Annotated in this window: 14 protein-coding genes and 1 pseudogene; 6 read left to right on the top strand and 9 right to left on the bottom strand. The window is 63.2% G+C overall.

The annotated features are described in order from the left end of the window. The first annotated feature begins 50 nt into the window (after positions 1-50). The 3 genes from HNQ71_RS20400 (at position 51) to HNQ71_RS20390 (ending at position 3083) form a co-directional block, all read left to right on the top strand. Positions 51-2087: an NADH:flavin oxidoreductase gene (locus HNQ71_RS20400; protein WP_184874466.1), complete on the top strand. Its 2037-nt coding sequence runs from the start codon at positions 51-53 to the stop codon at positions 2085-2087. A gap of 181 nt (positions 2088-2268) precedes the next feature. Beyond that, complete coding sequence (locus HNQ71_RS20395) at positions 2269-2496, top strand: hypothetical protein (protein ID WP_184874465.1); 228 nt, start codon at positions 2269-2271, stop codon at positions 2494-2496. A 155-nt stretch (positions 2497-2651) separates the two neighbouring features. Then, on the top strand, positions 2652-3083 hold the full coding sequence (locus HNQ71_RS20390) for a hypothetical protein (RefSeq protein ID WP_184874464.1): 432 nt from the start codon (positions 2652-2654) through the stop codon (positions 3081-3083). Positions 3084-3173: 90 nt separating this feature from the next. Here the strand turns inward: HNQ71_RS20390 and HNQ71_RS35545 are convergent. Further along, positions 3174-3287 (bottom strand): annotated as a pseudogene (locus HNQ71_RS35545) (KTSC domain-containing protein); the annotation flags it as partial. Positions 3288-3468: 181 nt separating this feature from the next. On the opposite strand from HNQ71_RS35545, the gene gspD reads away from it, so the two are divergent. The 3 genes from gspD to gspG are packed head-to-tail and all read left to right on the top strand — an operon-like array spanning position 3469 to position 6565. After that, positions 3469-5592, top strand: a complete 2124-nt coding sequence (gene gspD, locus HNQ71_RS20380) for a type II secretion system secretin GspD (RefSeq protein WP_184874463.1) — start codon at positions 3469-3471, stop codon at positions 5590-5592. Positions 5593-5594: 2 nt separating this feature from the next. Then, positions 5595-6089, top strand: coding sequence for a prepilin peptidase (locus tag HNQ71_RS20375; protein ID WP_184874462.1), 495 nt, complete (start codon positions 5595-5597; stop codon positions 6087-6089). After that, positions 6089-6565, top strand: a complete 477-nt coding sequence (gene gspG, locus HNQ71_RS20370) for a type II secretion system major pseudopilin GspG (RefSeq protein ID WP_184874461.1) — start codon at positions 6089-6091, stop codon at positions 6563-6565. Before HNQ71_RS20375 ends, gspG begins: the two co-directional genes overlap by 1 nt. Positions 6566-6577: 12 nt before the next feature. Here gspG and HNQ71_RS20365 read toward each other — a convergent pair whose 3' ends face one another. From HNQ71_RS20365 to gspM, 8 genes are read right to left on the bottom strand one after another with little or no spacing between them, the layout of a single operon-like run. Next, complete coding sequence (locus HNQ71_RS20365) at positions 6578-7312, bottom strand: general secretion pathway protein GspJ (protein ID WP_184874460.1); 735 nt, start codon at positions 7310-7312, stop codon at positions 6578-6580. Beyond that, positions 7309-7668 carry a PulJ/GspJ family protein gene (locus HNQ71_RS20360; RefSeq protein ID WP_184874459.1) on the bottom strand — a complete coding sequence of 120 codons (360 nt, stop codon included), beginning with the start codon at positions 7666-7668 and terminating at the stop codon, positions 7309-7311. The genes HNQ71_RS20365 and HNQ71_RS20360 overlap by 4 nt, the downstream gene beginning before the upstream one ends. Continuing rightward, positions 7665-8138 (bottom strand): GspH/FimT family pseudopilin, encoded by a 474-nt coding sequence (locus HNQ71_RS20355; RefSeq protein WP_184874458.1) that lies wholly within the window; start codon positions 8136-8138, stop codon positions 7665-7667. The genes HNQ71_RS20360 and HNQ71_RS20355 overlap by 4 nt, the downstream gene beginning before the upstream one ends. After that, entirely contained in the window at positions 8135-9352 is a 1218-nt protein-coding gene (locus HNQ71_RS20350; protein ID WP_184874457.1) for a type II secretion system F family protein, read from the bottom strand. The genes HNQ71_RS20355 and HNQ71_RS20350 overlap by 4 nt, the downstream gene beginning before the upstream one ends. After that, a complete protein-coding gene (locus tag HNQ71_RS20345; RefSeq protein ID WP_184874456.1) occupies positions 9352-11007 on the bottom strand; it encodes a GspE/PulE family protein in 1656 nt (551 codons plus the stop codon). The genes HNQ71_RS20350 and HNQ71_RS20345 overlap by 1 nt, the downstream gene beginning before the upstream one ends. Next, positions 11004-11915: a general secretion pathway protein GspK gene (locus HNQ71_RS20340; protein WP_184874455.1), complete on the bottom strand. Its 912-nt coding sequence runs from the start codon at positions 11913-11915 to the stop codon at positions 11004-11006. Before HNQ71_RS20340 ends, HNQ71_RS20345 begins: the two co-directional genes overlap by 4 nt. Beyond that, positions 11912-12505: a hypothetical protein gene (locus tag HNQ71_RS20335; RefSeq protein WP_184874454.1), complete on the bottom strand. Its 594-nt coding sequence runs from the start codon at positions 12503-12505 to the stop codon at positions 11912-11914. The genes HNQ71_RS20340 and HNQ71_RS20335 overlap by 4 nt, the downstream gene beginning before the upstream one ends. Beyond that, positions 12502-13101 carry a type II secretion system protein GspM gene (gene gspM, locus HNQ71_RS20330; protein WP_184874453.1) on the bottom strand — a complete coding sequence of 200 codons (600 nt, stop codon included), beginning with the start codon at positions 13099-13101 and terminating at the stop codon, positions 12502-12504. Before gspM ends, HNQ71_RS20335 begins: the two co-directional genes overlap by 4 nt. Positions 13102-13103 lie beyond the last annotated feature (2 nt).

The raw sequence follows: 13103 nt of genomic DNA, 5'->3' as shown, positions 1-13103 counted from the left end.
ACATTTTCAAATAGCGTTTGCACATGCCACGCCAGCCCGGAGTCCGTCAGATGTCGAACGATCCCCTTTTGCAGCCGTACAAACTGAAGCATTTGACCCTTCGCAACCGCATCATCGTGACGTCTCACGAGCCGGCCTATCCGGAGGATGGGATGCCGAAGGAGCGCTATCTTGCCTACACGCTGGAGCGGGCGAAAGGCGGTGTGGCGATGACGATGACGGCCGGGTCGGCGGCGGTCTCGAAAGACAGCCCCCCGGTTTTCAATAACCTGCTCGCCTACAAGGACGAGATCGTACCGTGGATCAAGCAAATGACCGATGCGGTGCACGAAGAGGGCGCCGCCATCATGATCCAGCTGACCCATCTTGGACGGCGTACCCGTTGGGACAAAGGCGATTGGCTGCCCGTTGTGGCTCCGTCCCATCATCGTGAAGCCTCACACCGAGCGTTTCCCAAGAAAATCGAGGACTGGGATATCGAGCGCATCATCAAGGACTTCGCGGACGCCGCCGAGCGGATGAAGGCAGGCGGGATGGATGGCGTCGAGCTCGAGGCTTACGGCCACCTGCTCGAACAGTTCACGTCTCCTCTCACGAACGAACTTGACGGTCCTTATGGCGGTTCGCTCGATAACCGCATGCGCTTCTGCATGGATGTCTTGAAGGCGATCCGGTCACGGGTGGGCGAGGACTTCATCCTGGGCGTGCGATACACCGCGGACGAATGTCTCCCCGGCGGCACTGGCAAGTCGGAAGGCCTTGAAATCTCCAAACGCCTCAAGGAAAGCGGACTTATCGACTACCTCAATGTGATCCGCGGCCACATCGACACCGACGCGGGCCTGACGGACGTCATTCCGATCCAGGGAATGGCGAACGCGCCGCACCTTGATTTTGCGGGCGAGATTCGTGCCGCGACCAACTTCCCGACCTTCCATGCGGCGAAAATTCCGGATGTGGCGACTGCGCGCCACGCGATTGCGTCGGGTAAGGTCGACATGATCGGCATGACGCGGGCTCACATGACCGACCCACATATCGTGCGGAAGATCATCGAAAAGCGCGAAGACGAAATCAGGCCCTGCGTCGGCGCCAACTATTGCCTTGACCGCATCTATCAGGGCGGGGCGGCATACTGCATTCACAACCCCGCCACTGGTCGCGAGCTGACCATGCCGCACCTTGTCGCCAAGGCCGAAACCCGCAAGAAGATTGTTGTCGTCGGTGCCGGTCCGGCTGGCCTCGAGGCGGCCCGCGTGGCGGGTGAGCGGGGACACGAGGTCGTGGTCTTCGAAGCTGCCAGCGGACCGGGAGGGCAAATCCGCCTGACAGCACGGAGCCCACGCCGCAAGGAGATGATGAGCATCATCGATTGGCGCATGGCTCAGTGTGAAAAACACGGAGTAGGCTTTCAGTTCAATACCTGGGCTGAAGCCGAAACCATCGAGGCTGAAAACCCGGACGTCGTCATCATCGCCACGGGCGGGGTGGCCCACACCGACGTCCTTTCGAAGGGCAACGAGTTCGTGGTGTCTTCATGGGACATCATCTCCGGAGACGTGAAGCCGGGAACCAATGTCCTCATCTACGACGACGCGGGTGACCACGCGGCACTCCAGGCCGCGGAATTTCTTGCGAGCGCCGGAGCGAAGGTTGAAATCATGACGCCGGACCGGTCCTTCTCACCCGAGGTCATGGCAATGAACCTCGTGCCATACATGAGGTCGCTGCAAAAACTCGATGTGCTCTTCACGGTCACTTATCGGCTGGAGTCTGTCGAAAAGGACGGCAACCAGCTCATTGCCCATGTCGGCAGCGACTATGGCGGCGTGTCCAAACAGCGCGTCGTGGATCAGGTTGTCGTCAATCACGGCACTATCCCGCTCGACGACATCTATTTCGAACTGAAACCGAAATCGACCAACCACGGCGAGATTTCGCACGATGAACTCATCACCGGACAACCGCAGTCGGTGGTACGGAATGCGCAGGGCCAGTTCCAACTGTTCCGCATCGGCGACGCCGTTTCAGCACGCAACACCCACGCAGCGATCTACGACGCACTTCGCCTAGCCAAAGATATCTGATTGGTGAGGCGGACAAACTCGTCCGCTCAATCACAACAAGGGTTCGCCCGGCATCACTCGGCAACCCCAGCGACGCCGCAACTGTCGTCAACCGGCGGTTTGTACGGAATCGTACCTTCGATTGATATGCATCTTGGACGGGATCAAAATGAGCTAGAGGTGATCATGGGGAAGGAGCCACATGAGCATCGCCAGACGGACAACAGGACCTGTCGGCACTGCCAGGACCTTTCTGGCGGTAGAGCTGGCAAGTGCGCGATACGGCGATATCATCTCGGTCAAAGCGGCAATCGGGGCAGCTCGCAGGGATGCGCCTTATCTGCGCGATACAGATGACGAGTTGACGGTGGAGATCGTCGACCTGGCAAGGGAACTAGGACTGGCCGTCCTTTTTGACGCTCGCGATTGATCGGATTGCCACTGACTTCGCCGGCCGCCGGCGTTCGACCTGTTGGTGTCGAAGATAGATTCCTTCCCCGCAGTTTCCAGCTCTTGTCGAAGCACCGCCGCGCGATAATTCCCTTGAAGGGCGTGGGCGCTTCTCCCTCTCGACAGGAGACTGCCATGAAACATCAGACACTCGATCAACTGCATGCGGTCGCCAAGATTGAAACTTCGGCCGCATATTCGGAAATGACACGCAACCAGCGCATCGAACGCTGGGCGGAACTTCTGGAGCAACATCCCGAGCGATGCCTTGCCGCGTTTACAGGTACCGAATATTTGCACCTGGAGGAACGTGCCAGTGTGCGGGGGGACGGATCAGCACTTGCCGTTGCCTTCGACGACCCGGTGTTGCGCGCATGCGGCCTGAAGGACGACACCTATGGCGAGGCCAGGCGGTTCTTCAAACTGAGCGACTGGCAACTGCACGAGATCGTCTGCGATTGTCATGTCGGCGCAACCATGAAAGCACATTGGGCTGCGGCGCGGGTTCGCGCAACAATTGGAGGAAAGGGATTCTTTGCATGGTTGAGGCAAAGGATCATGTACTGAGTTGGCCGGTTTGAGGTGAGGATCGTCACCTGTCCGGGACCGGGGTACGGTCCCCACCTGACCGGTTTGGGTCAAGTTGAAGACGGCGTAGGTTGCCGGGGCAACGTCTTCGTAGTCATAGCTGTCACCGCTTGGGACAAACCAGACGGAGAGCGTTCTGCTTGCCGGATCGTATTTGGTGTTTCGGATCACGGTCGACGGCATTTTTGGCCATCCGATGGCTAGCCGGACAAACCCGCCAGGAGCGATCGAATTCCGCTACCGGACTTCCGCCGCACGCGCTGCTCTCCACCACCTACCCTGTGGATAGACCCCAAATACGCCCATCATTCCAAACATCCGCTTGCAAGAAGCCCTAGACTGGGAATCTAGGGGAATCGGGTGGATGTCGAGCAAGCCGAGTTGTCGCGTCGTGTTGTGCACGCTGCTGGCGATTGCCGGCTGCACTTCCGCGCCGGGCAAGGACTTCTTCACCGAGACCATCGACAGCCTGCATGCCAAGAACTCGCCCTTGCGGGCGGGATATACCGGGCCTGGCGCCGTCACGTCGGCCTCCGGCCAGGCGCAGCGCTTCAACGGCGCGCAATACCAGGGCTCGGGTCAGTTCGTCTCCTCCGGCGCCCCCGTCACCAAGGTGACGACCGATGGCTCGGGCCAGTTCGAGCTCAATCTGGTCAACGCGCCGATTGCCGAGGCGGCCAAGGCCGTGCTTGGCGATGCGCTTCACCTCAACTACATCGTCGACCCGCGCGTGCAAGGCACGGTGACGCTGCAGACGTCGCAGCCGGTGTCGAAGGATGCGCTGGTCGACATCCTGCAATCGGCGCTTGCGGTGAATGGCGCCGGCATCACCAACCGCGCCGGCACTTACCAGGTCGTGCCGCTTTCGGAAATCATGTCCAGCACGCCGCCGGTCAGCGTGCCGTCGACGTCACCGTCCGGCCCCGGCGTCAAGGTGCAGGTGCTGCAGCTGCAATTCATAGCCGCCGACGAGATGAAGACCATTCTTGAACCGATCACCCGCCAGGGTTCGGTGCTGCGGGTCGATTCCACCCGCAACCTGATCACTGTCGCCGGCAATGACAGCGACCTCAATGCCATTCGCGAAGCGGTTTCGGTGTTCGACGTCGACTGGATGCGCGGCATGTCGGTTGCGCTACACCCACTAAAGACCTCCAAACCGGAAGCGGTCGCCGCCGAACTCGATTCGATCTTTGGCACCAAGGATGGGCCCGGCGCCAAGCTCATCCAGTTCATCCCCAACGACAGGCTGAATTCGGTGCTGGTGATCACTTCGCGCCCGGCCTATCTCGCCCGTGCCGCGACCTGGATCAACAAGCTCGACAGGCTGGCCGAGACCAATGAAAGCCAGCTTTTCGTCTACCAGATCCAGAACCGCCCGGCCAAGGAGCTGGCCGCTGTGCTGAGCTCCGTTCTTGGCACCACCGTCAAGACTGAAGGCGACTCGGGCGGCTCGAACGTGTCGCCCGACCAGACCCCGATCGCCATGCAATCGGATGGCGTCACGCCGGTGCCATTGACCGGGCCGTCGCCTTCGCTGCCCCCGCAGGACGGACAGCCGCCCGCCCACGCCACGGTCGTCGCCGATATCGAAAACAATGCGCTGCTGATCCAGACCACGGCGCGCGACTACGAACGCATCGAGCAGATCCTAGCCAAGGTCGACGTTCTGCCGACGCAAGTCATGCTGGAAGCCGTCATCGCCGAAGTCACGCTCAACGACGAGCTGAAATACGGCCTGCGCTGGTTCTTCGAGAATGGCGGCATGAAGATCTCGCTGTCCGACGTGGCGAAGGGAGCTGCCGCGGCAGCACTGCCAGGCTTCAACTGGAGCTACGCAACCGACAACATCCAGGTGACGCTGAACGCCTTGTCCAGCATCACCGACGTCAATGTCATCTCGGCGCCAACCATCATGGCCCTGAACAACCAGAAAGCGATCTTGCAGGTCGGCGACCAGGTGCCAATCGCCACAAGACAGGTGGTGGACCAGACGTTCGGCAGCGCGCCGGTCGTCTCGGTCGAGATGAAGGACACCGGCGTCATCCTGACAGTGACGCCTCGCATCAACAATGCCGGCAGGGTCATGCTCGACATCGAGCAGGAGGTCAGCAATGTAACGAAGACGACCAGCTCCGGCATCGATTCGCCGACCATCCAGCAGCGCAAGATCCAGACCCGCGTTCTGGTCAATGATGGCGAGAGCCTGGCACTGGGCGGCCTCATCCAGTCGCGCAACAATGTCGACCGCACGCAAGTGCCTATCCTCGGCGACATCCCGATTATCGGCAACGCGTTCAAGCAAAAGACGGATAGTATCGGACGCACCGAACTGATCATCTTTATCAGGCCGCATGTCGTCCGCGACATCAACGAAGCCCGCGAAGTGACGGACGAATTCCGCGGCAAGATCAGCCTGCAGACGCCGATCCAGAAGCGGCGCGGCGGCACCAAGCTGCAACAGGATCTGAAGAGGCTGGCGTATTGACGATGGCCACGCACCCATCTCTCGTGCTGGCCGCCACGGTCGCCCTGGCGGCGGTTCTGGCCGCGATTTCGATAGCCGATTTCCGCAGGCAGATCATCCCGGACGACCTCAACCTGGCTCTGGCCGCCCTCGGCCTTGGCTATCAGATGGCGACTGAGGCAGACGGCCTACCGCTGCGGCTCCTGTTTGCCGCCATGACTTTCGCCGCTGCCTGGCTGATCCGGCGCGGTCATTTCCTGATGACCGGCAGGATCGGCCTCGGCCTCGGCGACGTCAAGATGCTGGCCGCCGCCGCATGCTGGATCAGCCCGCTGCTTTTGCCGGTGCTGCTGTTCATCGCCAGCGCCAGCGCCCTGCTGTTCGTTGGCGGGCAGGTGCTTGCGACAGGGCCGGCAGCGGCGCGGGCCCGTGTTGCCTTCGGTCCGTTTATCGGCATCGGCCTCGGCTGCAGCTGGGCGCTGGAGCAATTTGCAGGTTTGAACATGGGACTGCTCTGATGATCACTCAGCGCTTCACTCGACTTTCCGAAAAATCCGGCCGCGCCAGAAAATCTGTCGGCGAAAGAAATGATCGCGAAGGCGGCTTCACCCTGGTCGAGCTCCTCGTCGTGCTCGCCATCATTGCGCTGATCGCGACGCTGGCCGCGCCACAGGTCCTGCGTTATCTCGGCTCGGCCAGGACCAACGCGGCCAAGGCGCAAATCCGCAACATCGAAAGCGCGCTCGAGCTCTACTATGTCGACAACGCGAAATACCCGACCGCGGAGGAGGGGCTCTTGGCCCTGGTCGCCGCGCCGGCCGGCGAAGCGCGCTGGAACGGGCCCTATCTCAAGGGAACAACCGGCCTGAAGGATCCGTGGGGGAGGCCTTATTCCTATGAAGTGAAGGCCGATGCGAGCGGCGTGGTCATCCGCAGCCTGGGCAAGGACGGCAAGCCGGACGGAACCGGCGAAGACCAGGACGTCAGCAACTGATAGGGGCCGGAGTCACTTCGTGCGCGGCAGCGCCTGGGCATTTGTCAGGTCGAGGCGTGCAAAACCTCTCGCCGAATAGGCCGCACCATCCCGCAGTACCGAGATGGTGAAGCGCACGGCGGCGGGCAGGCGCCGCGGCACGGTCCAGCCTGGCGACCACGATGAGGCCGTCGCCGCACCGTCTAGGTACTCGAATTTCATGGCGCTCACACCGCCGATCAACCGCACCGGTTCGCCCCGCGTCGATGCGTTGGATCCGCTGCCGCGCCGTGTTTTCTGGACGATGGCCAGCACGCCTCCGGCCTGGCCACCATCACCAAGCGAAACAGCAATTTCGCGCAGCGCGGTGGATTTGAAGCCGATCGCCTGAACGGCGCTGAATTCGATCCGGGCATTGTTGCCGTTGAGATAGAGCACCATGTCCGGCGACGATTTGGATAGGGGCAACGGCTCGGCATGGCTGATCGCCGTTTCCAGAAACCGCGATGCGGCATCGACCTCCATCTGGAATTCGGTTGCCTTTTCGATGCGCACCATCGTTCGGGCCTGGCCGAGGAAGACCATCATCAGCGACGTAATCACGCCGATCAGGGCCAGCCCGACCAGCACGTCGATGAGCGCAAACCCCTCAGCCGATGCCGATGGTTCCGGCGGCGATTTGCGACCTGGCCGACGGGCGCCTGAAAGACGTTTCCGAATCCTGCCGGCTCGGACCTTGGAACGAGGGCGGAAGAACAGGCCGATCATGGGAGCGCCGGGTCCCGCACGGGCACGAAGGTCAGAAATGACCCGCCTGGAAACGCTCCGTGGCTGTTCTCGATGAGAACAGCGGTTACCTTTGCCTTCGACACGTCTATCGTGCGGGTCTTCAGGGTCCAACCGGATTGCGCCGTGGGTTGGATTTGGGCTTCGTAGTCGGCCAGCATCACACGCACCGTCCTGGCGGCTTCGGCCTGGCGCTGGGCCGCACTGATGCTGCGGCTTGCCAGCACGATCGACTGGCTGGCGATGCCAAGCACAAGCGCCAGGATGGTCATGGCGACGATCATCTCGAGGATCGAGAATCCGTCTTCGGGGGAGGGCTGCGACGATGTCCCGGTCATGGCAGTGCGCGCCAGGTCGGAAGTCCGGTCAGCCAGTTGACCGCGATGCGCCTGGTCCGGCCTTTTTGCTGCAGCGAGATGTCCATGCCGGAAGCGCTGCCATCGGGAAGGAAGGTGAGGACCGTCTGCCGGTCGGCGACGACGGTCTCTTGGCCGGTGACCACGGTCATTTTGACATCGTCCGGCAGGGCAACGATGTCTCGTTCGCCAAATCGGATGATGCGGGTGCCGAGATCGACAATGACCTGCTTCGGCCTGGCGGTGGCGATTGCCGATGTGCGCGACAGGCGCAGCCGCATGGTGATTTCGCCGGCTAGCGTCTCCAGGTTCTTGCTGCGATAGTTGCTGACGAGCCCCGGTGCGGCGATCGCCGCGACGAGGGCCATGATCGCCAGCACGACCAGCATTTCGACCAAGGTAAATCCGGCCGTTGCGTCCGCCGATGCACTGGCTCCCGGCGCGGCCGTCATTGCAGCGCCAGATCGTTGATGCTGAGGATCGTGGTCATCACCGAAATGACCAGGCTGCCGACGAGAAAACCGAGCGAAATCGTCAGCGCCGGCGTCAATAGCTTCAGCACGGTGTCGATCCGCCGCGCCAGCGTCAGCTGAAGCATTTTCGCGGCACGGTCCAGCACCACCGGAAGCGCATTCGCCTCTTCGCCGAGCGAGACCAGCGACATCGTCGCGTTGTCGAAAATCCCCGCCTTGACGATCGCGCCATGCAGGCGGGCGCCATTGGCGACGGTTTCTTCGATGGATGCAAAGCTTGCCGCCAGTGAACTCTGCCTGGAAACATTGGCGGCCAGCCCAAGCGCCTCGGTCATCGCCACGCCATTGCCGAGCAGCAACGCAAGCGTTTCCAGATAGCGCGCGACCACGGCATCCCTGACCAGCGGGCCGATCAACGGGATCTTCAACAGCCAATGCGAAAACTGTTTTCTGGCACCAGTCGACCGGGACAGGAAAAGATAGGAAAGCAGGCCCAGCACCGCCGCCAGCGGGAAGACGAAGGGATAGTCCCTGAACACCGTGCCGAGCGTTGAAAGCACGGTCATGGTGAACGGCTTGGGGGCGGATGAGCCTTCGAAGATCGGTTCCAGCGCCGGCACCAGAACCGTCGCCAGAATGACCAGCGCGCCGCTCATGACCATGAGCAGGAAAGCCGGATAGGCCAGGGCCTCGACGATCGCCGCACGGCGCTTGGCCGTTGCCTCGAACGTATCCGCCAGCCGCTGGCATATATAGGCCATCTTGCCGCTGCGCTCGCCGCTGGCGAGCAAGGCTGCGACGTCGGAGGTGATGCCCGGCAGGCCGGCAAACGCTTCGGCGATGGGCCGGCCGCCTGTCGTGAGATCGAGCACCGATTGCAGCTGTTGCCGCCGCTGGCGGTTGGCCTCGCCCGAGATAACCGCGTTCAAGGCACGGTCGACCGTGAAGCCGGCGTTGAGAAGCACTGAAAGCTCGGAGAACAGCCGGCTGAGATCGACCCTGCGGGTGAACGTCAGCGCGCTGCGTCCCGGCAAGCGAAGCTGCTGCCTTTCGCCGTTCACTGGGGCCAGATGGTATGAGCGGCGGCCCTGCTGCGCCAGTTTGCGGGCAGCATCCTGCTTGGTCGATGCATCGAGGACGCCGGTCTCGGTGCTGCCGTCGACGAGATAGGCGCGATAGGCAAAGGCCGGCATCAGTCGCCTCCTGCGAGATCGATGACGCGCCGGACTTCGTCCATCGTGGTGACCTGCGATCGGGCCAGTGCCGTTGCGTGGACGGACATCGGCACGAGGTCGTCTTCGGCCGCGATTTTCCCGATCTCCATTTCGCCGGCACCTTGGTCGATAAGCTCGGCGATGCGCGGCGACACCTGCAGCATTTCGTAGGTCACCGTGCGACCGCTGTAGCCGGAGCCGTTGCAGGTGCGACACGCCGGAACGGTTTGGGCGGCGCCATGGCAGGTCGGGCAAATACGCCGCAACAGCCTCTGTGCGATGACGCCTCTGATCGTCGCACCGAGCAGATAGCCGTCGATGCCCATATCGCGAAGCCGCGTGAGCGCCCCCGCGGCACTGTTGGTGTGGAGCGTCGAGAACACCAAATGGCCGGTCAGGGCTGCCTGGACCGCGACTTGCGCCGTTTCGCGATCGCGAATTTCACCGAGCAGGATGATGTCGGGGTCCTGCCGCAGGATCGAACGCAGGGCAGCGGCAAAGTCGAGGTCGATCGCCGGATTGACCTGCAACTGGGTGATGCCGGCCATCCGGTATTCGACCGGGTCCTCGACGGTGAAAATCTTGACGTCCGGCCGCGAACGTTCCGCGAGGATGGAATAGAGCGTCGTCGTCTTGCCGCTGCCGGTCGGCCCGGTGATCAGCACGATGCCGTTGGCGGCTTGCGACATGGAACGGATTTTCGCTTGTGCGGCGCCGTCGAACCCCAGTTTCTCCAATTTCAGTTCGACCCCCGCGCGGTCGAGGATTCGAAGCACGATGGCTTCGCCGTGAATGGACGGAATGACCGAGACGCGCAGGTCGACGTCGCGGCCGCGCACGGCGATGCGCATGCGTCCGTCCTGCGGCAAGCGCCGTTCGGCAATGTTGAGCCGCGACAGGATCTTGATGCGGGTGGAGATGCCGGACAGCATAGCGATCGATGCGGTGTCGACGGTGGACAGCATGCCGTCATGCCTGAAGCGGATGCGGACGTGATCCTCGAGCGGCTCGATGTGGATGTCGGTGGCTCTCGCATCGACCGCCTTGTGGATGGTCTCGGCGACGAAGCGAACGATCGGCGCCTCGCGCGCAAAATCCTTCAGCCGGTCGAGGTCGTCGGGGCCGAAATCCAGGGTTTCGCCGCCGTTGCCGCCATTTGAAACGGCCGCCATGGCCGATTGCTCGATGCGGTCGATGCATTCGGCAATCATGCGCCTGGGCAAAATGCGCAGCGCCAGCGTCCGCTCATAGTGAAAGGCGAGCGCGTCGATGGTTGCCGACGAGAACGGATCGGCCACGGCGACGACCAGCCGCTCGGCGTCCATCTGCAGCGGCAGGATCGCGTTTTCACGCAGATAGGCCAGCGGCACGCCTGCCAGCATTTCGGGGCTGACCCGTTCGGGAATCTCGACCGGCGTCGGTGCGTTCAGGTAGCGGCTGAGGCTGTTGGCAAGGTCCTGCTCGCCGATCAGGCCGAGTTCGGTCATCACCGTATCGAACGGGTGCCCCGAGGTTCGCGATGCCCCCAATGCGCGCTGGGCGGCGTGCGCGGTCAGCACCTTCTCGCCCTCGAGAAAGGCAAGGAACGCCTCGATCCCCTGGGTCTGGCCAAGCGTCTGCGAAGAAGCGTTCATGAGCTCCACCCGCGCAGGATCCGCGCCGCCTCTGCGCCGAAAAGCACCTCGCAGCCGGCTGTGCCGATGGCTGGCGGCAGTGCGGCGGCCGCAGTGAGCGGGCTTCGGGCAACGCGCTGGAATGCCGTCGGGCCGACCGGAGACCTCTCGATGATGAACCCCGCTTCGGCCGTGATGCCGGATCCGTCCCGCCTGGCGACCACGTCGACCGTGTAGGCCGATGCATCGGCCGGCGCTTCGGTGACCGATGCGCTGCTGCCGCCGGCAAGAGCTGCGCGAAGACGGTTCGGCGCACGATCGGCGCTGATCGTGCCGCGTTTCGAGTTGACCGTGAAAACAGCATGGAGGGTCTGCAAGGGCATCGACGCAAGTGCCGAAAACTCCTGCAGCTCGGACACCGATTCGAACGGCGCCTGCTTGTCTTGGGGCGGCCCGACAGGGCTTCTGGGCTGACCAGCGAACAGCGTGGCATTGTCACGAACCCGGATCGTGGCCTTGGCCAAGGCTTGTGCCATCTCCCGCTGGAAGCCGAGCGATGCGAAACCAAGCGCCAGCAATTGGTCGTCCGCGGCATTGAGATCGATCAGCCCGTCATGATCCTGGACGCGGACATCGAAGCTGAAGTCTCCCTCCCGGCACGCTGCGGGGGTGGAATCCAGCGGGAATGTTTTCGCCCCCGAGCCACCGGTCAATTCGCTCGCAACCACATTGCCCAGGCCTTCGGCAAGCAGCGACAGGCGCTCCTGCTCGACCTCGTTGTTGGCGATCATCAGCCGCGTTTTTGCCGTCACGGCGAAGGGGACGACGATGGCCGAGACGATGAGCATGAACACCAGCACGGCGACCAGCGAAAAGCCGCTGCTCGCGCTTTCGCCCCCTGTGTTTGGGCTTTCGTGGCGGTCGCTCATAGTTGCGGTTCATTCGGGGCTGGCGCCGGGACATTCGGGGCCGCTGGCGGGGCATTTGGGGGCGGTGGCGGGGCGTTCTTCCATGGCGGATAAAGCGGGACCCGCGCCAGCTTGCCATTGCGCTCCAGCACCGCCTGATCCTTGTCGATCGCCGACACTGTCCATCCGTCGACGGTCTCGCCACTGCCGTACCAGATCGCGGTTTCGCTGCCGGCGACGCGCAGCAGGGCCTTCGCCGCCCCGCCGTGAATGCTGATGCCCAGAAGCGAAGGCGCGGCGGCCGGCGCGGCCTCTGGCGGTGGCGGCGCTTGTTCGACGGCGGCCGCGACCACCGCAACCGGCGGCGGCCCGGCCGGCGGGGCCACGAATTTCCGGCGCGTCGGTGTGAACAGCGGCCGCTCGAACGTCTCGCTGAAATTGCCGACCTCGGGAAACTGCAGCGCTCCCGCCGCCGAGGCGAGGCCGCCGTCATGCCCCTTACCGGAAGCGACCGGCGAGATGTCGACCGGCGTGTCGTAAAGGGCGACATTGACTAGGACGAGACCCGCGATCATGGCGGCAATCGCCAGGCCGGCGAATTTCCGGGTCATGGCTTGACCCCACCGGGCGCCGGCGCCACCGGCGTTTGCAGCGGGCCGTAGAACAGGATTTCGGCAAAGATCTCCGGGTCGCCGCTGCGCCCGGCGATCGGTCCTACATCGGTCGTGCGCAGAGTGGCCTCGCGAATGAACAGCACCGGCAGCGAGGTTTCGATGGCGAGAACGGCGTTGTGAATGCCCTCCAGCGGCCCCGAAAGATTAGCCCGCAGCCCGATGAAATCGACGCCGGCTTCGCTCAGCACCGGCGCATTGCCGGCCGACAGCACGTTGACCCCGTTGGCGGTGGCAATCGCGTTCAGACGGGTCTGCAGCCCGCCGCGAATGATCGCCTCGCTCTCGCCGGTGAGAAACTCGGGATTTGCCGCCACCACGGGGCTGGCGGCGCCGTCGAGGCGCTTTGCCAGCGCCGCCACGCTCTGCAACTGGCCGAGAAGCTCGCGCTTTTCCTCGATCCCGGCTTGCGCCGAGGCGACGCTGTCGAGCCCCGCGAACACAGCCCAGGCCAGGACACAGGCCGTCACCGCGGCGAGGGCGAGCGCAATCAGGCGGCGGACCAGCGGGCTGGTGTTGAGGATGGCGGAGAGCATGG

It is taken from the genome of Mesorhizobium sangaii, assembly GCF_014207355.1.
Classification (GTDB): Bacteria; Pseudomonadota; Alphaproteobacteria; order Rhizobiales; family Rhizobiaceae; genus Mesorhizobium; species Mesorhizobium sangaii.
Note: the sequence above shows the minus strand (reverse complement) of the source record. Positions and strands in the feature narration are given on the sequence as shown.